This is a genomic window from Limosilactobacillus agrestis (assembly GCF_014145585.1).
Lineage (GTDB): Bacteria > Bacillota > Bacilli > Lactobacillales > Lactobacillaceae > Limosilactobacillus > Limosilactobacillus agrestis.
In genome coordinates, this window is the sequence record NZ_JACIVF010000053.1 from 194536 (window position 1) to 216722 (window position 22187).

Below are 22187 nucleotides of genomic sequence, written 5' to 3' on the forward strand. Positions count from 1 at the left end.
GGGAGGCTTTTTTATGTTACAAGTAAATGATTTTCTATTACGGTTAAGTTTATGTCGTGGAATTGGTTTAGTTTCAAAGTATCGTCTATGGGAGTGTGCTCAACAAGCGCGATGCTTTAATAATATTGACTATTTAATTGATCACGCAAATGTTAGCCTGCGAAGTGTATCGTCATTGAAAAATAACTGGACAAGTTCAGCGCTTGATCAAGTGGTAGCCTTAAACAGTCAGGAAAAGTTTATTACGATTGCGGATCCGTTATATCCGACCACCCTGAAAGAAACGTACTGTCCGCCCTTGGTTTTATTTTATCGTGGTAATCTAAGTTTGCTCCATCAGCCTTCAATTGGTGTTGTTGGCACTAGGCAGGTAACTAATTATGGACAGAGCGCTTTACGAGGATTATTGCCCCCAGTAATTAAACGCCAAATAGTAGTAATCAGTGGTTTAGCGCAGGGAGTAGATAGTTTTAGCCATGAACTTGCACTAAAATATGGCGGGGCGACTATTGGGGTGATTGGGACTGGTTTAGATCAGGCTTACCCACGAAATCATCAGGCCCTTCAAGATGAGGTTGCCAGACAAGGATTAGTAATCTCTGAGTATGGGCGGGGTGAACCACCGGTGGCTTTCCACTTCCCGGAGCGAAACCGAATTATTGCAGGTTTAAGCGAAGTAATTTTGGTTGTCGAGGCAAAGAAAAGGAGTGGGAGTTTAATCACGGCTAATATCGGCTTAGATGAAAATCGGTCTGTATGCGCTATTCCTGGAAGGATAGATGCTCCCTTATCAGTAGGATGTAACAGTTTAATCGCAGCTGGTGCGAAACCAATTCTCAGCGCCCAGGATCTGCTAGATGAGTTTCGGCTGTATACTTCGAGGGCTTGATTTCTGGTGAGAAGTTGATTAAAATATTTTGTTCAGTTAGAGATTATATTTGACAGATGGTAGTCAAATGGATTAATAATATTATTGAATGAAATATTAAAAATGTTAGGAGCCTACCAGAATGGCAACCAAAACAACTAAATCAACGGCAAAAAAGACAACTCGTCGCCGTTCAAAAATAAAAAAAAATCTGGTGATCGTGGAGTCACCATCAAAGGCAAAAACAATCGGTAAATTTTTAGGCCGGTCCTATAAGGTTGTGGCTAGTTTAGGCCATATTCGAGACTTACCAAAAAGCCGGATGGGAGTAGATATTGAAAATGACTACACCCCTGACTATATTTCAATTCGGGGGAAGGGTGATGTAATTAAGGAACTACGAAAGGATGCTAAAAATGCAAAAGCCGTATATCTTGCATCTGACCCGGACCGTGAAGGGGAAGCAATTGCCTGGCATGTTTCAAATATTTTAAAGCTTGATGATGATCAAAAAAACCGGGTTACCTTTAACGAAATTACTAAGGATGCTGTTAAAGAAGCTTTTAAGGAACCTCGAGAAATTAATATGGATCTCGTGGATGCCCAACAGGCACGACGGGTATTGGATCGATTAGTTGGATATTCAATTAGCCCAATTTTATGGAAAAAAGTTAAAAAGGGTTTAAGTGCTGGTCGTGTTCAATCAGTTGCTCTTTATTTGATTATTCAACGTGAAAATGAAATTAAGAACTTTAAACCAGAGGAATACTGGACAATTGATGCTGATTTCAAAAAGGGAAAAGAAGAATTCAAGGCTAGTTTTTACGGTGAAAATGGTAAAAAGGTTTCCTTGAAGAATAATGATGATGTCCAGGCAATTCTTTCTAAAATTGATAAAAAGAAAGATTTTGATGTTACTAAGGTAACAAAAAAAGAACGTCGTCGGCAACCACAGCCACCATATACAACTTCGACCATGCAACAGGATGCTAACCGTCGTTTGAACTTCCGAACGCGAAAGACAATGATGGCAGCCCAAATGTTATATGAAGGAATCGACATTAAAGAAGGGGCACCGGTTGGTTTAATTACCTATATGCGGACGGACTCAACTCGGGTGGCCTCAATTGCTAAGCATGAAGCGTCTAACTATATCCATGAAAACTATGGAGCGGAATATGCTGCAATAAAGCCAGTTAAGGGGAAATTACCTGAAGGGGCACAAGATGCTCATGAAGCAATTCGACCAACTTCGGTCTATCGGACCCCAGCTAAAATGAAGCAATATTTAACTCCTGACCAATATAAACTTTATAATTTGATTTGGTCACGGTTTGTGGCTAGTCAAATGACTGCAGAAGTAATTGATACGATGAGTGTTAACCTTCAGCAAAATGGGGTCGATTTCCGCGCAAATGGATCTAAAGTTAAGTTCCCTGGGTTTACGAAGGTATATAAGCGAGGAGCAGAAAAAGATAACTTGTTGCCAGAATTAACTGAAGGTGACAAAGCGAAAATGATAAAGGACGATCCAGCTCAGCACTTTACTCAACCACCTGCTCGTTATACAGAAGCAGCCCTTATTAAAACCTTGGAAGAAAATGGCGTTGGCCGTCCATCAACCTATGCCCCAACTCTTGATACGATTCAGCGCCGTTATTATGTTCGCCTTGTATCACGCCACTTTGAGCCAACTGAATTGGGTGAAATAGTCAACCGAATTATTGAAAAACAATTCCCTGATATTGTCAATGTCCAATTTACTGCCGGTATTGAAGGAAAACTTGATGAGATTGAAGAAGGTAAGCAGAACTGGATTAATGTTGTTGATAAGTTTTATCAACCATTCTCAAAAGAAGTTGATGCGGCTGAAGAAGAAGTTGATAAGATTGAGATGAAAGATGAGCTTGCTGGAACAGATTGTGAAATTTGTGGAGCTCCAATGGTTATTAAAATGGGTCGTTATGGTAAGTTTTATGCATGTTCTCGCTTCCCAAATTGTCGAAATACTAAGGCAATTGTAAAAGATACCGGAATTACATGTCCAAAATGTGGCCAAGGGACGGTTGTTGAACGAAAATCAAAGAAGAACCGAACTTTCTATGGTTGTTCCCGTTATCCAGATTGTGACTTTGTTTCATGGGATAAACCGATTGGACGGAATTGTCCTAAGGATGGGCATTTTCTTGTTGAAAAGAAGGTTAAAGGTGGCAAACAGGTTGTCTGTCCAAATGGAGATTACAAAGAAGAAATTCAGAAGTAAAATATCACTTTGCTTTTTACTAAATTTTACTTAAGTATTTATTGAAAAGGTTTCCAAAATCTGCTATTGTGCGTTTGGAACCTTTTTTATATACTTAATGTTAAACGATTATCAATTGAAGGGATCGATAACAATGATTACTTTACAAAACCAACAATTAACTGTGCAAATTGATGAATTAGGTGCTCAATTACATAGTATTAAACGGCAGGATAACGAAATTGAATACTTATGGCAGGGGGATCCCGCTTCATGGAATCGGCAGGCACCAATCCTCTTTCCGTTCGTTGGCCGCTTAAAAGATGATCAATACCAATATAACAACCAAACTTATCATCAAACGCAACATGGTTTTGCACGTGATCGAAAATTTCAAGTTATTGATCAAACATCATCGGTGGTTGTGATGGAACAGCATGATGATAATGAAACTAAGAAGGCTTTTCCTTTTTCATTTAGTCTTCAGGTAAAATTTGAATTAATTGTTGATAAGATTGCAATCAGCTATGCGGTGAAAAACCCGAGTGGGAATGAAACCTTAATCTATGCTATTGGCGCACACCCTGGTTTTAATATGCCATTAACTAGTGTTGGTAGTTTTGAACAAACAGAATTAAGTGTTAAACCGGCAACAGAATATTCACGGATCGTTTTAGATGGCGCCTATAACGATTCGGCTCATCCAAAATTGATTGATATGAAGGATTCGTTATCACTTAATCATGATCTTTTTAATAAGGATGCTATTATTTTCAAAACAGATGGTGGCCATTTTACAGCCAAATTAACAGATACTGTTGCTAATCATGGGGTTGTAGTTGATACCTTTAATACGGAATACGTGGGTGTTTGGTCACAATATCCAAGTACAGCTCCATTTGTATGTGTGGAACCATGGTGGGGAATAGCTGATAATGTCAACGCTGATGGGTTACTCCTTCATAAGCAGGGGATGCACCGCCTTGCACCAAATGAAACAGATAATTATCACTTTAGCATTAAGCCATTTTAACGAAAAAATAGGAGACTGTGAAAATTCTCATTTCCAGTCTCCTATTTATTTTGTTTCTTTTCTCGTAAATAATAGCCAAGGCCAAAACTTACCATCGATTCTTTTCCTGATAAAATTCGGTGAATATTTGATCGGTGGCGGTAAAAGACCACTCCGGTTAATATTCCTGCTACGATTGCTAAAATCCACGCATGAATGAAGAGGGCAATAATGAAAATTGCACTAATACCTACCATACTGGCGGCACTAACCATACTTGTTAAGCACAAAGCAAAAATAAAAATCAAACAGGCAACAACAAAGAGGAGGGGATTATAAGCTAATAGAATCCCCGCACTAGTTGCCACAGCCTTCCCACCATGAAAATTATCAAATATCGATACAGTGTGACCAAGGCTAGCGAAGAGTCCGATTAATAGTGGATTAACTGTTCCCGATATCCCTAAAAAATATGGCTGACTAGCGGCAAGGGTTCCTTTTAGAACATCAATCACTAAAACGACTACACCCGCCTTAAAGCCCAATGTCCGAAAGGTATTTGTTGTTCCAATATTCCCGCTGCCTAACTTACGAATATCCTTATGATAAATATACTTACCGATCCAGAGGCCAGTTGGGATTGAACCTAATAGGTAAGCGATAATAATCATCCCAATAATTTCAAAAATCATATAAATAGCTCCTTAATAATAGCTTATACAGCTTTTAAGCATAGCATGAATATTTGATTTTAACCACTAGGAAGACATAATTTGCCAATCTACCAAGTTTTCAGTATCATTTTAATTATGAATTGAAATTGTAGCCAGTTTAGCTTTACAATTAACAAATGTAAATGGTAAAATAATTTTCCGAACATACGTTTAGGTATAATATTGGCAATGGGAGGTCATTTTGTGGCCAAAGAAGAAGTAAAATATGATGCCTCATCCATACAAGTATTAAAAGGACTTGAGGCGGTACGAAAAAGACCAGGGATGTATATTGGATCGACTGATTCACGTGGATTGCACCACCTGGTATATGAAATAGTGGATAATGCCGTTGATGAAGCGTTATCCGGGTATGGTGATGAGATTAACGTCACCATTGAAGCAGATAATGCGATTACAGTTCAAGATCATGGTCGAGGGATGCCGGTTGGGATGCATGCTTCCGGTAAGCCTACGCCCGAAGTTATTATGACGGTTCTTCATGCTGGAGGAAAGTTTGGTCAGTCAGATGGCTATAAGACTTCAGGGGGCCTTCATGGTGTGGGGGCTTCTGTAGTAAATGCCTTATCATCACATTTAACGCTGACAATTGTCCGTGATCATGTCCGTTACCAAGAAATTTTTAAGGATGGCGGTCAACCAGTTGGGACATTGAAAAAATTAGGAAAAACCAAAGCGGAGAACGGAACGACCGTCTCATTTAAGCCGGACCCAAAGATTTTTTCAACTACTGTTTATGACTATAATACCTTAGCTAATCGGCTTCGTGAGTCAGCCTTTTTATTGAAGGGGATTAAGATTACCCTTACCGATAAGCGGGCTGGTCAAGAGAAACAAGATGTATTCCAGTTCGACAATGGAATTCAAGAGTTCGTTTCTTATCTTAACGAGGGTAAGGACGTTTTAGGAAAGACGCTCTACTTTGATGGAAAGCAAGATGGAGTTGAAGTTGAAGTAGCAGCTCAATATAATGATGGTTATTCTGAGAGCTTGTTATCATTTGTCAACAATGTCCGAACTCCAGATGGTGGTACTCATGAAGCCGGCTTCCGGAGTGCCTGGACGAAGACTTTCAATGAATATGCAAAAAAGGTTGGCCTGTTAAAAGCTAATGATAAAAATCTAGAAGGTAGTGATGTTCGGGAAGGGTTAACAGCGGTTATCTCTGTTCGGATTCCAGAACGTCTACTTCAATTTGAAGGCCAGACAAAGGATAAACTGGGTACTCCTGAAGCACGGAAAATTGTTGATGCAATTGTCAGTGAGCAGCTTAATTATGCCCTAATGGAAAACGGTGACTTTGCCCAGATGCTAATTCGGAAGGCATTAAAAGCACGTGAAGCCCGAGAAGCTGCCCGCAAAGCCCGTAACCAAGCCCGTGGTGGTAAACGAAAGGGTAAAAAGGAACGTAATCTTTCTGGAAAATTGACTCCTGCCCAATCAAAAAATGCTAAGAAAAATGAATTATTCCTAGTCGAAGGGGATTCGGCCGGTGGTTCAGCTAAGCAGGGGCGTGACCGTAAATTCCAAGCAATTTTACCATTACGCGGAAAAGTGCTAAATACAGAAAAGGCGAAGTTAGATGATGTCTTAAAAAACGAAGAATTGAATACAATTATCTATACTGTTGGTGCTGGTGCTGGTTCTGAATTTAATGTTGAAGATTCAAACTACGATAAGATTATTATTATGACTGATGCCGATGATGATGGTGCTCATATTCAGATTCTTCTACTTACCTTCTTCTATAAGTATATGCGACCAATGATCGAAGCAGGAAAGGTCTATATTGCTCTTCCACCACTTTATCGTTTGCAACGGGGACGAGGCGCTAAGACTAATATCACGTATGCATGGACTAATGAAGAATTAACAAAATTGACTGAAAAGATGGGCAAGGGAGCACAATTACAACGGTTCAAAGGGCTTGGTGAAATGAATGCTGATCAGTTGTGGGAAACGACGATGAATCCAGAAACTCGGACACTAATCCAAGTTCGTATCAAGGATGCTGAATTAGCTGAGCGTCGTGTAACTACCTTGATGGGTAATAAGGTTGAACCACGGCGAGAATGGATTGAAGAAAATGTCCAATTCACGTTAGCCGATGATCAAGAATCTGATAAATTAGTTGAGAATAAAGGGCAATTACCTCCAACTAAAGAGCCTACCATTAGTACATGGAATAAATAGAGAAGGGAATCAAGTTTTGTGAGAAACGGAAAAATTGAACATATGACACTCGAACAGATCATGGGTGATCGTTTTGGGCGTTATTCAAAATCAATTATTCAAGAACGAGCTTTGCCTGATATTCGTGATGGATTAAAACCGGTTCAGCGCCGGATTTTATTTGCCATGAATAAGGATGGAAATACTTATGACAAAGGATTTCGTAAGTCTGCTAAATCAGTCGGAAACGTAATGGGTAACTTCCACCCCCACGGTGATAGTTCAATTTATGAAGCATTAGTTCGGTTAAGTCAGGATTGGAAATTACGTGAACCCCTGATTGAAATGCATGGTAATAATGGATCAATGGATGGTGATCCACCAGCTGCCATGCGTTATACTGAAGCCCGGCTTAGTAAAATAGCAGGTTTAATGCTTCAAGATATCGACAAAGATACAGTTGAGATGGCTTTAAACTTTGACGATACTGAAAAGGAACCGACAGTTTTACCAGCACGTATTCCGAACTTACTCGTTAATGGGGCAACTGGAATTTCTGCTGGATATGCTACTGAAATTCCAACGCATAATTTAAGTGAAGTTCTTGATGCACTGATTTATCTTATCAAGCATCCAACTGCTTCTTTGGATAAGCTAATGGAATTTATTCCTGGTCCTGATTTTCCAACTGGTGGAATTATTCAGGGAATTGATGGAATTCGCAAGGCTTACCAGACTGGCCGTGGTCGGGTTGTCGTACGAGCAAAAACGGAGATTGAAACCTTGCGGGGTGGTCGGCAACAAATTAATGTGACGGAGATTCCTTATGAAGTAAATAAGGCGCAATTAGTTAAACGAATAAATGATCTTCGCCTTGCTAAAAGAGTTGAGGGGATTGCAGAAGCACGAGATGAAACTGATCGTAGTGGATTGCGGATTGCAATTGAACTAAAACGTGGAGCAAATGCAAATGGGATCCTCAATTATTTATTGAAGAACACTGATTTACAGATCAACTATAATTTCAATATGGTTGCGATTGATGACCAACGACCAATGCGGGTTGGGTTGAAAAGAATCTTGACTTCTTATCTCGAATTCCAAAAAGAGATTATTCGTCGCCGGACACAATATAACTTAACGAAGGCCCAGCAGCGTTTGCATATTGTTGAAGGGCTAATCAAAGCTCTTTCAATTTTGGATAAAGTCATTAAAACGATTCGGGGAAGTAAGAATCGTAAGGACGCAAAGGAAAATTTAGTAAAAGAATATAACTTCACACCTGAACAGGCCGAAGCAATTGTTACTCTGCAACTTTATCGCTTAACAAATACGGATGTAACTGAGCTAGAAAAAGAACAAAAGCAATTAAATTCGCGGATTAATGAATATCAGTTAATCCTAACTAACGAAAATGAGTTAGCAAACGTTCTTACTAAGGAAATTAGGTCCATTAAGAAGGAATTTGGCAATTCACGACGGACTAAGATTGAAAATCATGTTGAAAAGCTTGAGATTGATACTAAAGTTACGGTCGCAAACGAAGATGTTGTGGTCTTAGTATCACATGCCGGCTACATCAAACGAAGTAGCATTCGTTCCTTCAAGGCCTCGGAAGAAGAAGAAAACGGTCTTAGAGAAGATGATTATCCATTATTGATTCAACAAACGAACACGTTATCGCATTTATTTATGTTTACCAACCTTGGGCACATTATTTACCGACCAATTCATGAAATTGCGGATGCGCGGTGGAAGGATACTGGCGAACATATCTCACAAACAATAGGCTTAGCAGATAATGAAGAGATCATTAAAGCAATGATTTTTGATAAACTGGATCAGCCAGGAACAATTATCATGGGAACCAGCGATGGTCAAGTAAAGCAAACGGCATTTAATGACTATAAGCCGGGTTCTCGTTACAAGAGTCATGCAAGCGTTGCAATTAAACTACGGGATAATGCACAAGTTGTAAATGTTGATTACTATGAACCAACAAATGAGAATCGTTCATTACTAACAATTAGTCGCCAAGGATATGCAGTACGGTATGATGTCGCGGATGTTCCTGTAACAGGAATCCGGACAGCTGGTGTACGGGCTATTAACTTGAAAGATGATGACCAAGTGGCAGACCAAATTTTGGTTAAAGATGGTCAAAATATTGCTGTGATTACCCAACGAGGAGCATTTAAGGAAATACCAGTTGATGAGATTGAGGTTGGGGCACGAGCACGACGAGGAGAACTTGTTCTTCGTCGATTGAAATCCCATCCTCATGAAATTGCAGACTTCCTTGCTTACGATCATGACTATCAGGGAGCATTTGAGGTTATTACTAATCGGCCGGCATTCCAAGATATAATGGTTACTGATCACCATTTAAGTTCGATTAAATCAAACGGGACCTTTGTAATTGATACGGATACACAGGGGAAACCAGTAAAACTTCGAATGAAAGAAACGAATGTTTTATCTGAAGAACCTGTTAGCCAAAACTGAAAAGAGGACGGAGATTTTGGCATATATTAAAGAAATTCGTGATCTAGTTGGGCACCGTCCCCTAATAATGACTAGTGCTTCAGGAGCACTATTGGATGGACAGGGAGCTGTCCTGCTTCAGAAACGAGCTGATACTGGTGATTGGGGCTTTCCAGGCGGTTATATGGAATTTGGCGAATCTTTTGAGCAAACGGTAAAGCGAGAATTTAAAGAAGATGCGGGAATTGAAATTGTGCCTATCAAACGACTAGCAATTCTTGATCAGGATTTTTACACTTATCCTAATGGTGACCGGGTTCAACCAGTTAATGCTTTTTACTTAGTTAAGGAAGGTAGTGCTAAGCATTATCGACCAAAAATTACAGAAACAACGGCTACTGAATATTTTCCTTTAGATGAAGAACCGCCGCGCTTCTTCAATAATCAGCATGGACAAATGTGGCAGATCTTAAAGAATTTTATTCATAAATAAGGAAGATATTTAATAAATATTCTTTAATCTGTCAACTTCCATGATAGAATAGGGATGTAGATTGGTTCACATCCTAGAAATAATTAGGATTAAAGTAGTGAACAAACAGGAGGAATTTATATGAGCAAAGAATTAGTATTTGGACACCAAAAGCCTGATACAGATGCGATTACCGCTGCAATGGCATTTTCATACTTCCAAAACCAATTGGGATACGAAACTGAAGCAGTTGCTTTAGGTGAACCAAATGATGAGACTAAGTTTGCATTGAAGACTTTCGGTATGAAAGCACCACGCGTAATCGAAACCGCTGCAAACGAGGTAGACAAGGTAATGCTTGTTGACCACAACGAACCACAACAAAGTGTTAGTGATATTGATAAGGTCACTGTAACGCACTTAGTTGATCACCACCGGATTGCCGGCTTTGAAACTGCCCAACCACTCTGGGCAACTGTTCGCCCTTATGGTTGTGTAAGTACAATCATTACAGAATTGTTCCAAGAAAAGCACATTAATATTCCTGCTGACTTGGCTGGGATGATGCTTTCTGCTATTATTTCTGATACCTTACTTCTGAAGTCCCCAACTACAACTGACCACGACCGTGAAGCTGTTAAGTACTTGGCACGGATCGCTGGTGTTGAAGATTACGAAAAGTATGGTATTGAAATGCTTAAGGCTGGCACTAACCTTGGTGCTAAGTCTGATGCTGATATCGTTGATGGTGATGCTAAAACCTTTGAACTTGGTGGCAAGAAGGTTCGTATCGGTCAAGTTAACACTGTTGATCTAGATGATGTTTTTGCTCGTCAAGCTGATCTAGAAAGTCAAATGCAAAGTTTAATGGATGACAACGATTATGATTTATTCTTATTAATCGCTACGAACATCTTAAACAGTGATTCAGAATTATTGGTTATTGGTAATCCTGCTGAAAAGGTAGAAGCAGCCTTTGGTAAGAAGCTTAACGAAAACAAGCGGATGAATTTACCAGGTGTTGTATCACGGAAGAAGCAAGTTGTTCCTCCTTTGACTGATGCATTCGAAGGTTAATAACTAAATCAATCAAAAAACTGAGCAAAATTGTATAATTTTGCTCAGTTTTTGAGCTTTAAATTTCACAGCTTATTCTTAATTAGTTAAAATATAAGTACTGATTTTAGGAAACGGGGTTGATATTAATGAATATCACATTTACTGATCAAGCTGTTGAGCGTTTACAACGTTATGAATTATCGTCTAAAAAGATGCTCCTAGATTTTGATGATGGAGTTGGTCCCTTTTCCGCAGTTGGGAGTTGCAGTTTAGATGGTGATTATCGACTAATTCTTGTTAAAGTGGATTTGGATACCCCGGACTATAATGAAAAAATCACCTCTAATCTAGGGGATCTTTTTATTAAAGGTCATACAGCAGTTCAATTTGATGATGAAATGGAAGTAAGGTTTAATCCTCAATACTTTACAATGCCACTTGTCAGCCCTAAACGTGTTTTAACCGATAATCTTGAAGTCCTGGATCTTAGTAATACAAATTTAAATTCTCAAATTGATCGAGCACATGATTGCTAGGAACATACTAAGGGAGCGTGCTAGAAGCCCAATGCGACTTCATGATCACGCTCCCTTATTGCTTTTAAAGAATAATCCTGAAGATAAAAGTGATAATAATTGCAAAAATTCCAATAATTGTTGCATAGGAAAAATGTTTACGGTGAGCTGGCTTAATTAATGCTTGTCTCCCCATAAAAATTGTAAATAAGGCCCATAAAAAAGTAGCAATAAGTAAAATATATAATTTCCAAGTAACGGGGAGATGGTGGTAAAAATCTCCGTAAAATACCATCATGCCGATAAACATTACAAAGGCATAGGCATAGTTATCGCGGTGAAAGTTAAAATTAAAAAGATAAGCAAATACGAAAAATAATAAAATACTGATAGTATCGTTTAAAATCATATCCTATACACATCTCCTTATGACTTTTATTATAGTCATTAACAGGATAAAGATAAAATATTAAGAAGTAATCGCAAATAATATGATATGATTATCTTGTTAAAATTAATGAAGGCGGTGTTTGCAGTGAAGAAAAAAGTTATGCGGCGAGAAATAAAATTATTAACTGAAGAAAACCAACAATTGCGTCGATACACCTTATTAGCTTCAATCGGAATTTTATTAAGTATGATGATGGGGTTAGCTCGAATGGTTCAAAAAAATTAGTTTAGTAAAACCTTTAGAGGAAAGTAGATTGGAGTTAGCATACCGAAAAGCTGCACTTGAAGATTTACCAAAATTGTTGAAATTTATAATCAAATTATTCCATCATGATTAGCTACTGCGGATCTTATCTCGATAGCAATTGACGAACGGAAAGAATGGTTTGAATCATTTGGTTTTACTCAATGGAGCTTTTACCACAAGTGGCCGAGCTTGATGGTATTAAACGTGATTTAGGTATTTTAGGGCGTCATTTTAAATGATTATTTATTATGCAAACAAAGAGGCTGGAAAACAATCCAACCTCTTTGTTATTTTTAAATTCGAATGCTCAGCTATCCTTGCAAGGGGTGAGTTTTTTTCCTTTATTTCGTATCTTTTCCCACTTCTTCTTTTGTTTTAATGTCATTGATATGCAGCTCAAACTTAACTAAATTTAAGCCGGTCATTTTATTGATTGCATACTGTACCTCAGAACAAACAGCCTTAAAAATTTCTGGAGCGCTTTTACCATATTCGATGGTTGCCTCCATTTTTAATGCAACTTGCTTTTCGCCAACGTCGGCATCAATTCCCTTTGTTGGATTACTTCCGGAAGTTACTTTATCTGCTAATTCACTAAACATATTTCCGTCAAGGGAAAGGATCCCAGGAACTTTATTAGCGGTGATTCCAGCAATTTTTTCAATTACTTGATCATCGAATGTTAATTGCTCGTCGATTGCTTTATTATTTGTAGTGGTTGTCATGTTAATTCCTCCTCGAATTAGTTGGCAAATTTATTTAACATTTTTATTGCAAGCTTATTCAATGAATAGCCTTTTGCATCAAGAATATAGCCGATTCCGCCTAAGATAGTGATAGTTAATAGAATGCCAATCATTGGGAAGAAGCCCCACATAATCCAACTAATACTAATGAGCAGTCCTAATATAACGCCAATTGTAGCAAGTTTCATAGAGTACCTCCTTTTTAAATAATGTTAACTGATTCTCGGTTTGAGTAGGGACTTAGCTTAATGTGTAATTTATTAAGATCAATATCGAAATCCCGTTTAAGGTTTTCTTTAATTGTCTGGAGCAGTACTGTATGAATTAGTTTTGGATTGGTTCTCTTAGAAAGCATTCCATGAATGGTAACGTCTGCATTATGGTTATTGCGGTGCATTTTGAGTTTAATTACGGGGTTATAAAGGTCAAATTTAGCAATTGAAGTAGTTAAGCTGTGTTCAACTGCATGCTGATCAATTTGAACTTTATTAGCACCATCCTTAGCGATTGTCATTTGTTTAGTTGTTGTTGGGCGAAGAACGGCAATTGCTATTACGGTTAAAGCAACAATGATTAAAAATACTGCAACTCCTGCTGAGAAACTTTGACCAATGGGACTGTGAAGCCAATCATTAATTGGAATCGTCCAAGTTTGATTACGATAAAACCATAACAAGACAACAACGATTCCAACGATTACCTGTAGCATCATCACAAATGAGATCCACCATTTTTTCCATGCGGCCATTAGTACCACTTCCTTTCTATGAAACTTTTATCCAAATATATTTTTGCTATGAATTAATCATAACATGGATGAAAACGATTTACATTGATTTAAAAAACACTAAAGGTAATATTAAGAACCTATTAACAGAATAGTCATAATTAAGAAAACCATCCTACAATAAGATAATTGTTGTAGGATGGCATTTATTTATTATTTATTTTGTCTTTCTTGAAGTTTTGCAATTTCAGAATAAGCAGGAGCGAGCATCTCTTCAATTTGTTGGAAGAGCGGAGTATAGCGTTGATATACTTTTACTGCGGTTGGATCCGGTTGATAAGGACTGACCTTACCAATGAACTTTTGTGGCGTATTCAGACTATCGATCATTCCCAAACTTTGCATAGCCATAACTACTGACCCGAGGCAACCAGATTCAAATGAGTCTGGAACATTAACAGGACAGTTTAAGATATCTGCAAGCATTTGACGCCATACTTTTGAACGGGCAAAGCCACCGGTTGCAGTAACACTCGCTGGTTCACCTACTAGTGCACGGACAGCTTGAAAGACAGTCGCAATATTCATGCTAATTCCTTCCATCACAGCCCGTAACATGTCAGCTCGTGTATGAATTTGTGATAGCCCAAAGAAACTACCACGGGCTTTGGCATTCCATAATGGAGCTCGCTCACCGCCAAGAAATGGGTGAAAGAGGAGGCCATGAGCGCCAGCAGGGACGCCTTCGATGACATGATTTGCTAAAGTATAAGGATCCACCTGTTCGTTTTTTACTGCACTACTATCAACAAGATGTTTTACTGCCCATTCATAGACATCACCACCGTTATTAAGCGGACCACCAACAACCCACAACCCTTTATTAATAGCATAGCAGAAGAGGCGCCGTTCTGGATCAATAACAGGATGATCAGTTACGACTCGTACAGCTGCAGAAGTACCAATTGTAATTGCAACTGTATTTTGCTTAGTTGCACCAACACCGATATTTGAAAGAGCACCATCATAGGCCCCATAAATAAATGGCGTATCAGCCGGTACTCCTAATTTTTCTTGGACTTCGGGAACTAAGCCAACTGCTTGAGTTGTTCCATCGACAATTTCAGGTAGTTGGTCCTTGGTTATCCCCGCAACTTGAAGTGCCTGTTCATCCCACTCACAAGTTTTGAGGTTCATTAAGCCAGTTGAAGAAGCAATGGACATATCAACCTTAAATTCATTAAACAACCGGTAGAAAAGGTATGCCTTGATATCAGCAAAATATGCTGCACGATTAAACAAATTTGGTTCATCTTCTTGTAACCAGAGGAGTTTTGTCAACGTTGACATGGGGTGAACAGGAACCCCTGTCTTCATGTATAATTGTTGCCCTTCAGTCATCATTTTGAGGTTGTCTGCCGCGCGTTGAGCTCGACTATCGGCCCAAGTAATTAACCGTGAAAGGGGCTTCTTTTTTTTATCTAATAAGAGGAGGCTTTGATTTGCACTTGAAATTGAGACTGCCAGTAGTTTCCCAGTACTGAGGTCAGCTGCTGCCGCAACATCGTGGATAGCTCGTTCAGCAGCATTAATTACTTCTTCTGGTTCTTGCTCTGCCATTCCCGCGGCATTGCGGTGTAACTCGTAGCCATGGTTAGTTTGTGTGATCACCTGCGCATCTTGATCATATAAAACAGCCTTTGTGCTAGAGGTTCCAACATCAACACCAATTATGTAGTTCATTTATTGTTCTCCTTTAAAAACTCAATTTAATTCTCTTTGTAATATTATATGCTAAAGTGACTGGTGTGCAACGATTTCAACCGGTAAAAGGGTAGTAGAACTGATTGTACTTTGTTGTTTAATTTGCTTTAATAGCTTATTAGCTGCTAAGTTACCCATTAACTCCATATCTTGCTTCAATAAAAAGATCCCCTTAGCGACATACTGCGACCATTCCCAATCGTCAAAGCTAACTAAGCCAAGATCATCGGGAAAGGAAAGATTTAGTTCTTTGAAAATTGCTAAAAGGTCAAATAAAATGGGGCCCATTAATGAAACAACCGCAGTTTTTCCTTCCAGCTCATTTAATTGTTGCAAGAATGTTTTGGTAAGCCACTGCTGATCATGTCCCCGAGTTTCAATATTGTGATAACTCAGGCCATGATCAGTGGCTGCCACTTTTAAACCAGCAATCCGGGGAATTTGACCTGATGCTTCCGCAAAGTGCGCACTGACAGTTAGAATATTCTGATAATCATTTTGATAAAGAATCTTACCGAGGTTATAACAAGCATCACGATTCGCAGAAGTTACTTTGCCAACTGTAGAAGGCTGGTCATCAACTTCGCGGTCAACGATAACAAGCGGAATATCGTTTTGAATAGCAGGAGCAAATTGACTGAAGTGGCGTGAATTGGGTTGAACAATAATTCCGTCAACGCGTTGCTGATATAGACGTTGAAGGGCACGGCTTTCGTTTTCCCGTGAATTATTCGTATTCATGAGGAGAATATCATAACCCGCTTGTTGCAAAACATCATCGATCCCTTTAGCAAGTAAAGATGAAAAGGGATTAGAAATATCTCCAACGAGGATTCCAACAACGTGACTGTGAGTTTGCCGAAGTTGGCGAGCAGAGGCAGTTGGAACAAAGTGAAGGTCTTTAATTGCTTTTTCTACTCGTTTACGTGTTGCTGGGCGCATTTTGTCATAACGACCATTGATAATACGCGAAACGGTAGTCGTTGAAACACCAGCTGCTTTAGCAACATCAGCGATAGTAGTATGTTGCGTCATTTGTTTATTCATCATCCTTATTAGTTCTCTTATTAAGGATACCAAACCATATAAAAAGCGTCACTAGCTAATTCGCTAGGACGCTCAAATTGACTTAAATAAATAGTGAAATGGCGTAAACAGCTCCCAAACCTGCAAGTGCTAAGACGGAAGTTAAGGTTGTCCATGAAAGTAAAGTTTCTTTTAATGAAAGACCAAAGTATTCTTTGATCATCCAAAAACCTGCATCATTAACGTGTCCACAGAAGACAGAACCGGCACCGATGGCAAGAACCATTAATGTTGCCATTACGGAATTACCGCCAAATTGATGTGCCATTGGAACAACAAGGCCAGCAGCAGTCATTGCAGCAACAGTTGATGATCCGAGTGACATCCGCAGCAGCGCTGTAATTAACCATGCAGCGAGGATTGGAGAAATATTAGTTTGGGCGAATAAACTAGAAATGTATTTTGAGATTCCACCATCGACAAGAACTTGCTTGAAGGCGCCACCACCACCGATGATCAAAAGCATTACAGAGATTTGCTTGATTGAGTCGGCGAGAGCAGTTGAAATATCTTCCATTTTCTTGTTTCGCCATAATCCCATGGTAAAGATTGCGAAGATTAATGAAAGAAGCATTGCAAGGTCAGGGGCACCGATAAATTGGATGAATTCATTAAGTGGATTGTTCTTAGGGAAAATGAACGAACAAATAGTAGCGATAGCAATTAAGATAACTGGCATCATTGCAGTCAGAACGGAGATACCGAATTTGGGGGTTTCTTCAAGCTTAAATTCTTTATATTCGCCTAGAACTGAGATATCAATATTTTTACGGTAAACACGAGGATACACTTTTTGTAATACCCAGTTATAAACTGGACCAGCAATAATGATTGTTGGGATTGCGGCTAAAATACCAAGTAGCAATACGTGTCCAAGGTTAGCCCCAAGAATATCCGTGATTGCGGTTGGAGCCGGGTGTGGTGGTAAGAAGGCGTGCGTAACGTTCAAGGTTGCGGCCATTGGAATCCCAAGGTACATCAACGGCATATCAAGTTCGCGGGCAATGATAAAGATGATTGGTAAAACAACGACAAGACCAACTTCAAAGAATAGTGCTAACCCGATGATAAAAGACGCAAGGATAACTGCAACCTGGATCCAACGTCGACCAAATTTATTAATCAGGGTTGTCGCAATTCGATAGCCACCACCGGCATCAGAAACTAATTTACCAAGCATTGAACCAAAACCGAAGATGATAGCTAAGTGTCCAAGTTGGCCACCAATCCCAGTTTCAATAGTCTGGGAAATTTTTGTAAGTGGTAATCCGAGTAACAAACCGACGATGAATGATGTGATTACTAAACCAACGAAAGTATTCATCTTTAGTTTAACGATCATGAAGACTAAGAGAATAACCCCGATTAAAACGATAAGTAAAGGCATAGTAATTGACCTCCTAATGAGTAGTAGATTGTTGTTGTAATTTAGCGATTGTCGAATATGCTGGTGTTAATAATCCTTCGACCTGTTTGAAGAGTGGTAAGTAATTTTGATAAATATTAACTGCTTCTTGATTTGGTTGATAAGAACTGATATCACCAATTAATGTTTTAATAATTTCATAATTTTCGATCATTCCTAAGCTTTTCATTGCCATGGTAATTGCGCCGAGGCAACCAGATTCAAATGAGTTAGGAATGTTAACGGGGCAGTTTAAGACATCTGCTAACATCTGCCGCCAAACTTCGGCGCGCGCAAAACCACCAGTTGCAGTTACACTGGCAGGCTTACCAACAAGGTCACGAACCGCTTGGAAAACTGTTGCAATATTCATACAAATTCCTTCCATTACTGATCGCAGCATATCCGCACGGGTATGGATGTGAGAAAGGCCAAAGAAACTACCACGGGCATTAGCGTCCCATAACGGGGCCCGTTCACCACCAAGAAATGGATGGAACAGTAAGCCGTGAGCGCCGGCGGGTACACCTTCAATAACCTGGTTAGCAAGGGTGTAAGGATCAATGTTCTCATTTTTGACTGCACTGGCATCAACCAAATGTTTAACGGCCCATTGATAGACATCGCCACCATTATTAAGTGGACCCCCAATTACCCATAATCCTTTATCAACGGCGTAACAGAAAAGTCGTTGTTGAGGGTCGATCACGGGATGATCAGTGACAACTCGCACGCCAGCTGAAGTACCAATAGTAATTGCTACAGTGTTTTGTTTGATGGCACCTACACCTAAGTTAGATAAGGCACCGTCGAAAGCACCATAGACAAATGGTGTATCAGCGGGGATGCCCATCTTTGCTTGTGCTTCTGCTGTTAGGCCAATCGCCTGGGTGGTTCCATTTACAATTTCTGGTAATTGTGAACGGTCTACATTAGTGAGTTCCAATGCTTGATCATCCCAGTCACACGTATTGATGTTCATCATTCCTGTGCATGAGGCGATAGAAACATCAACCTTAAACGTATTGAAAAACTGGTGGAAGAGGTAGGATTTGATATCACCAAAATAAGCAGTTTGAGCAACCTTATCTGCTTGCGTCTTATTGAGCCACATAATCTTGGTCAATGGGGACATTGGGTGAATAGGTGTACCTGTTTTAGCATAGATTTGTTGACCAGCAGGACTATTCTTTAATTCGTTTGCGACATCACGCGCACGAGTATCGGCCCAAGTAATTACCCGGGAAAGAGGTTTAAAATTCTTGTCGAGCATGATTACACTTTGATTAGCACTAGAGAATGATACCGCTAACAATTTTCCGGTTGTTAAATCTGCTTTTTTTGCCGCGTTATAAATAACTTTTTCGACTGCTTCGATAATTGCCGCTGGGTCTTGTTCAGCCATTCCACTAGCATCGCGGTAAAGGGAATAACCTTGACTAAATTGATCTAACACAGTTGCATTTTGGTCATAAAGGACTGCTTTGGTAGAAGTAGTTCCAACATCGACACCAATAAAATAATTCATTGTAGTAATTCTCCCTTTATTTGATTGAAAACGCTTTAGTTTATCGTTACACCTAATAATATAATAGTTGATGTAAGCGATGTCAATAGCTTGTTTGATTATTAGTTTATCGATTTCCTGAATTAGAAAATAAAAATAATTGCATACAAATATTGAGGTATGATACTATTAGTTGCTTAATTTATTATGGTTTAGCTCTAAGCAACGATTTTAGGGAGGGATTACAATGAAAATCCGGAAAGCAACAATGGCAGATTTAGATGTAGTAGTAGATATTTTACGTGATGGACGTAATCAGTTAGCTGAGCGAGGCGTTGATCAATGGCAGGGAGATTATCCGAACGTTACCCATGTAAAAGAAGATATTGAGAATGGTTATGCTTATCTCGTTAAAGCAGATGATGGACAAACAGTTGGCACTTTAGCAATTGTTGAAGCACCGGATCATTTTTATGATAACCTTAACGGGGAATGGCTAATTAATACTGAAAATTATGTTGTAATCCACCGCGTAGCTATTCACTCCCAGCATGCAGGAAAGGGCTATGCATCTAGATTATTTTTGAGCTTGATTGAATATTTGGAGACTGAACGTCCAGAAATCGAATCAATTCGTTTGAGTACAAATGAAAATAATATGGCAATGCAACGAATCGCAACTAAGAGTGGTTTTAAAAAAGTAGGGACCCTCCATGGTGCTTTTCGGCCAAGTGAATTATCATATGTTTATGAGTTGTTAACAAAAGTGCGGGTAGCATAAAAAAGAGGAAGGCGTTGAGTTTGTAACACCTTCCTCTTTAATTTAATTATTTTTCATTGATTTTCTTAGCATATTCGCGAGCATTGTAAAGTTCGTAGACCACCCATGTTTCGATAAGGGTAATGACACAGATGAGAATAGCCGTATACGTATCTGGCAAAATGAAAAGTAGCAATAAGAAAATCCATGAAATCCATGACCATTGAGTTTCAATTGTGACGATTCGCCGCACCCGTTTAGTAGGTTCAATACGACCGGATTGGTTAAAAATAGTCCGAATTTGATAAAAATAACGAACTTCAAAAATACTTTCGATAATAAAAATTGCCGTTAAAATGATTAATAGAATGTTCATCATAAATAAGAGCCCCTTGTCTTTCAATTTATCTCTAATTTTAGAACTCTTGGATAAGAGAAGCAATTTAAATATACTATCTAAACTTGGAGGCATTGTAATTTAGGTTTTATTCTTTCTTTAGTAATTCCATTAGGGTTTAGCTTATCTTATTCTGTTTCCACTAACTAATGCAGAATAACACTCAAACTGAGGTTAAAATTGATGCTCAAAGTTCAAAAACGATGAAGATCAATCAGCTCTTGTAATTGCACAACAAGTTAAGAATCGGCAAATTGATAGTCAACAGCTAGTTGATGATACATATCAAAAAATAGTGGAAAATAAGGATCTTAACAGTGTGATTTATCAAGATTCAGTAAATGTAAGGCAACAAGTGAATAGTTTGCCAAATACAACCACTAGTTCAGAACAACCCTTCTATGGAGTACCAATTTTAATTAAAGGTTTTGGACAAGCATATAAAGATTATCCGGATACGTTTGAATGAGTTTCCATATATGAAAAATAATCGTTATGGTTATGCTAAAAATTTTGATAAACATTTTTGACTAATTCTGTGCATAATTTATAATATTGAGTAGGAAGAAAATTCTTGGATTGATATAGGAGGAAATAAGTATGTCATTGATGCAAAATACCTCAGAAATTAACAAGACTGATGGGCAGGTATACTTAATTACTTTATTGCGGAAGAGTACAAACATGCCACAATACATTGACCATATGATTTATGAAACTGCAGAAGGTGGTCAAAAATTCATGGCGCACTTAGTCGAAGCTTTTTCACGAGCAGGTTACCGGGAAAAGAAGCTTAGCGACGACAAGTACAATCTCGATAACGGACTTGATAAGATCACTTTACGAGGGTCGTATCAACCTATTTATAAGGGATAATTAAGGTTAATCAAATTAAAAGAGCTGATGCTACATTGGAAGCACCAGCTCTTTTAATTTGAATTAGTCATCATTTCGTAATGACGGAACCGTAATATCGTTGTCGTAGTTAGCACTCCACCAACCTTGTTTATTGATGTAACCACTTGGCAAGCAAAGGATAACTAAGAAGATTATCTCAATGACCGAGAAGATAGTTTCCATAACTGCACTATTGTTGCTTGTAAAGATAAGCGAAAGCAACCAAAATACTAATACAGTCCAGCCTGTTAAACCGGTATCACGAACCCGCCGGACACAAATAGCAATTCCAGGAATAATAATAGCAATGGCGAATACCGCAATAACAAAGAGCAAGAAGATTAAGAATCCAACGCCATGATTATAGCCGTTCATAATCGAAGTAACAGAAGCAAAACCAGCGATTACTAGTAAGAAATATAAAATAACAAAAATGATGAAATTAACTAATACTGGCCACCAAAAATCAGCCCGCGTTGAAGTAGCCCGGTACTTAAAGGCGTTTTGCCAGTAGTATTTGTAAGCTTTAAACATACAATTCTCCTCCTTTGATATATTACATTTTGATTATAGCATTTTTGTGGGGCTGTAAATTGATTTATAGTTTAGAGAAGAAAAGAATTCTTAGCTATAGTTCCTAACA

22 protein-coding genes are annotated in these 22187 nt (G+C 38.7%); 11 read left to right on the plus strand and 11 right to left on the minus strand.

What is annotated here, in order from left to right:
* Positions 1–13 precede the first annotated feature (13 nt).
* The 3 genes from dprA (at position 14) to H5R88_RS05405 (ending at position 4143) form a co-directional block, all read left to right on the plus strand.
* Entirely contained in the window at positions 14–889 is an 876-nt protein-coding gene (gene dprA / locus H5R88_RS05395; protein WP_182600430.1) for a DNA-processing protein DprA, read from the plus strand.
* Positions 890–1010: 121 nt separating this feature from the next.
* A complete protein-coding gene (topA, locus tag H5R88_RS05400; RefSeq protein ID WP_182579078.1) occupies positions 1011–3131 on the plus strand; it encodes a type I DNA topoisomerase in 2121 nt (706 codons plus the stop codon).
* A 133-nt stretch (positions 3132–3264) separates the two neighbouring features.
* Positions 3265–4143, plus strand: a complete 879-nt coding sequence (locus H5R88_RS05405) for an aldose 1-epimerase family protein (protein WP_443673983.1) — start codon at positions 3265–3267, stop codon at positions 4141–4143.
* A gap of 41 nt (positions 4144–4184) precedes the next feature.
* On the opposite strand, the gene plsY is transcribed toward H5R88_RS05405, so the two are convergent.
* Positions 4185–4814, minus strand: a complete 630-nt coding sequence (gene plsY / locus H5R88_RS05410; protein WP_182600432.1) for a glycerol-3-phosphate 1-O-acyltransferase PlsY — start codon at positions 4812–4814, stop codon at positions 4185–4187.
* A 210-nt stretch (positions 4815–5024) separates the two neighbouring features.
* On the opposite strand from plsY, the gene parE reads away from it, so the two are divergent.
* The 5 genes from parE (at position 5025) to H5R88_RS05435 (ending at position 11579) form a co-directional block, all read left to right on the plus strand.
* Entirely contained in the window at positions 5025–7049 is a 2025-nt protein-coding gene (gene parE, locus H5R88_RS05415) for a DNA topoisomerase IV subunit B (protein WP_220477582.1), read from the plus strand.
* 18 nt (positions 7050–7067) lie between these two features.
* Complete coding sequence (parC, locus tag H5R88_RS05420; RefSeq protein ID WP_182600433.1) at positions 7068–9533, plus strand: DNA topoisomerase IV subunit A; 2466 nt, start codon at positions 7068–7070, stop codon at positions 9531–9533.
* 16 nt (positions 9534–9549) lie between these two features.
* Positions 9550–10005: an NUDIX hydrolase gene (locus tag H5R88_RS05425; RefSeq protein ID WP_182600434.1), complete on the plus strand. Its 456-nt coding sequence runs from the start codon at positions 9550–9552 to the stop codon at positions 10003–10005.
* A gap of 120 nt (positions 10006–10125) precedes the next feature.
* The gene (locus H5R88_RS05430) at positions 10126–11061 is read left to right on the plus strand and encodes a manganese-dependent inorganic pyrophosphatase (protein ID WP_182579084.1); all 936 of its coding nucleotides are present in this window, start codon (positions 10126–10128) and stop codon (positions 11059–11061) included.
* A 128-nt stretch (positions 11062–11189) separates the two neighbouring features.
* Positions 11190–11579: an iron-sulfur cluster biosynthesis family protein gene (locus H5R88_RS05435; RefSeq protein ID WP_182600435.1), complete on the plus strand. Its 390-nt coding sequence runs from the start codon at positions 11190–11192 to the stop codon at positions 11577–11579.
* Positions 11580–11643: 64 nt separating this feature from the next.
* Here H5R88_RS05435 and H5R88_RS05440 read toward each other — a convergent pair whose 3' ends face one another.
* Positions 11644–11967: a hypothetical protein gene (locus tag H5R88_RS05440; protein WP_182579086.1), complete on the minus strand. Its 324-nt coding sequence runs from the start codon at positions 11965–11967 to the stop codon at positions 11644–11646.
* Positions 11968–12093: 126 nt separating this feature from the next.
* Here H5R88_RS05440 and H5R88_RS05445 point away from each other — a divergent pair, with 126 nt between their 5' ends.
* A complete protein-coding gene (locus H5R88_RS05445) occupies positions 12094–12234 on the plus strand; it encodes a hypothetical protein (RefSeq protein WP_231795045.1) in 141 nt (46 codons plus the stop codon).
* Positions 12235–12596: 362 nt separating this feature from the next.
* Here H5R88_RS05445 and H5R88_RS05450 read toward each other — a convergent pair whose 3' ends face one another.
* From H5R88_RS05450 to H5R88_RS05480, 7 genes are all read right to left on the minus strand, one after another.
* A complete protein-coding gene (locus tag H5R88_RS05450; RefSeq protein ID WP_182600436.1) occupies positions 12597–12980 on the minus strand; it encodes an Asp23/Gls24 family envelope stress response protein in 384 nt (127 codons plus the stop codon).
* Positions 12981–12997: 17 nt separating this feature from the next.
* Positions 12998–13189, minus strand: coding sequence for a hypothetical protein (locus tag H5R88_RS05455; RefSeq protein WP_182579089.1), 192 nt, complete (start codon positions 13187–13189; stop codon positions 12998–13000).
* A gap of 14 nt (positions 13190–13203) precedes the next feature.
* On the minus strand, positions 13204–13749 hold the full coding sequence (gene amaP / locus H5R88_RS05460; protein ID WP_182579090.1) for an alkaline shock response membrane anchor protein AmaP: 546 nt from the start codon (positions 13747–13749) through the stop codon (positions 13204–13206).
* Positions 13750–13941: 192 nt separating this feature from the next.
* Positions 13942–15471, minus strand: a complete 1530-nt coding sequence (locus H5R88_RS05465) for a gluconokinase (RefSeq protein WP_182600437.1) — start codon at positions 15469–15471, stop codon at positions 13942–13944.
* A gap of 51 nt (positions 15472–15522) precedes the next feature.
* Positions 15523–16542 (minus strand): LacI family DNA-binding transcriptional regulator, encoded by a 1020-nt coding sequence (locus H5R88_RS05470; RefSeq protein WP_182600438.1) that lies wholly within the window; start codon positions 16540–16542, stop codon positions 15523–15525.
* Positions 16543–16621: 79 nt separating this feature from the next.
* Complete coding sequence (locus tag H5R88_RS05475) at positions 16622–17965, minus strand: gluconate:H+ symporter (protein ID WP_182600439.1); 1344 nt, start codon at positions 17963–17965, stop codon at positions 16622–16624.
* Positions 17966–17978: 13 nt separating this feature from the next.
* Positions 17979–19511 carry a gluconokinase gene (locus tag H5R88_RS05480; RefSeq protein ID WP_182600440.1) on the minus strand — a complete coding sequence of 511 codons (1533 nt, stop codon included), beginning with the start codon at positions 19509–19511 and terminating at the stop codon, positions 17979–17981.
* 226 nt (positions 19512–19737) lie between these two features.
* Between H5R88_RS05480 and H5R88_RS05485 the strand changes: the two genes are divergently transcribed.
* Positions 19738–20271, plus strand: coding sequence for a GNAT family N-acetyltransferase (locus H5R88_RS05485; protein ID WP_182579095.1), 534 nt, complete (start codon positions 19738–19740; stop codon positions 20269–20271).
* 46 nt (positions 20272–20317) lie between these two features.
* Here the strand turns inward: H5R88_RS05485 and H5R88_RS05490 are convergent, their stop codons facing one another.
* Positions 20318–20629 carry a hypothetical protein gene (locus tag H5R88_RS05490; RefSeq protein WP_182579096.1) on the minus strand — a complete coding sequence of 104 codons (312 nt, stop codon included), beginning with the start codon at positions 20627–20629 and terminating at the stop codon, positions 20318–20320.
* A 618-nt stretch (positions 20630–21247) separates the two neighbouring features.
* Here H5R88_RS05490 and H5R88_RS05495 point away from each other — a divergent pair.
* Positions 21248–21523, plus strand: a complete 276-nt coding sequence (locus tag H5R88_RS05495) for a hypothetical protein (RefSeq protein ID WP_182579097.1) — start codon at positions 21248–21250, stop codon at positions 21521–21523.
* Positions 21524–21586: 63 nt separating this feature from the next.
* On the opposite strand, the gene H5R88_RS05500 is transcribed toward H5R88_RS05495, so the two are convergent.
* Positions 21587–22078, minus strand: coding sequence for a DUF805 domain-containing protein (locus H5R88_RS05500; protein WP_182600441.1), 492 nt, complete (start codon positions 22076–22078; stop codon positions 21587–21589).
* Between the last annotated feature and the right edge of the window lie 109 nt (positions 22079–22187).

Bases quoted from the DNA above. Each gene is read 5' to 3' on its own strand.
- dprA (WP_182600430.1), top strand. From the start codon at position 14: ATGTTACAAGTAAATGATTTTCTATTACGGTTAAGTTTATGTCGTGGA.
- topA (WP_182579078.1), top strand. From the start codon at position 1,011: ATGGCAACCAAAACAACTAAATCAACGGCAAAAAAGACAACTCGTCGC.
- H5R88_RS05405 (WP_443673983.1), top strand. From the start codon at position 3,265: ATGATTACTTTACAAAACCAACAATTAACTGTGCAAATTGATGAATTA.
- plsY (WP_182600432.1), bottom strand. From the start codon at position 4,814: ATGATTTTTGAAATTATTGGGATGATTATTATCGCTTACCTATTAGGT.
- parE (WP_220477582.1), top strand. From the start codon at position 5,025: ATGGGAGGTCATTTTGTGGCCAAAGAAGAAGTAAAATATGATGCCTCA.
- H5R88_RS05430 (WP_182579084.1), top strand. From the start codon at position 10,126: ATGAGCAAAGAATTAGTATTTGGACACCAAAAGCCTGATACAGATGCG.
- H5R88_RS05435 (WP_182600435.1), top strand. From the start codon at position 11,190: ATGAATATCACATTTACTGATCAAGCTGTTGAGCGTTTACAACGTTAT.
- H5R88_RS05440 (WP_182579086.1), bottom strand. From the start codon at position 11,967: ATGATTTTAAACGATACTATCAGTATTTTATTATTTTTCGTATTTGCT.
- H5R88_RS05450 (WP_182600436.1), bottom strand. From the start codon at position 12,980: ATGACAACCACTACAAATAATAAAGCAATCGACGAGCAATTAACATTC.
- H5R88_RS05455 (WP_182579089.1), bottom strand. From the start codon at position 13,189: ATGAAACTTGCTACAATTGGCGTTATATTAGGACTGCTCATTAGTATT.
- amaP (WP_182579090.1), bottom strand. From the start codon at position 13,749: ATGGCCGCATGGAAAAAATGGTGGATCTCATTTGTGATGATGCTACAG.
- H5R88_RS05465 (WP_182600437.1), bottom strand. From the start codon at position 15,471: ATGAACTACATAATTGGTGTTGATGTTGGAACCTCTAGCACAAAGGCT.
- H5R88_RS05470 (WP_182600438.1), bottom strand. From the start codon at position 16,542: ATGATGAATAAACAAATGACGCAACATACTACTATCGCTGATGTTGCT.
- H5R88_RS05475 (WP_182600439.1), bottom strand. From the start codon at position 17,965: ATGCCTTTACTTATCGTTTTAATCGGGGTTATTCTCTTAGTCTTCATG.
- H5R88_RS05480 (WP_182600440.1), bottom strand. From the start codon at position 19,511: ATGAATTATTTTATTGGTGTCGATGTTGGAACTACTTCTACCAAAGCA.
- H5R88_RS05485 (WP_182579095.1), top strand. From the start codon at position 19,738: ATGAAAATCCGGAAAGCAACAATGGCAGATTTAGATGTAGTAGTAGAT.
- H5R88_RS05490 (WP_182579096.1), bottom strand. From the start codon at position 20,629: ATGATGAACATTCTATTAATCATTTTAACGGCAATTTTTATTATCGAA.
- H5R88_RS05495 (WP_182579097.1), top strand. From the start codon at position 21,248: ATGTCATTGATGCAAAATACCTCAGAAATTAACAAGACTGATGGGCAG.
- H5R88_RS05500 (WP_182600441.1), bottom strand. From the start codon at position 22,078: ATGTTTAAAGCTTACAAATACTACTGGCAAAACGCCTTTAAGTACCGG.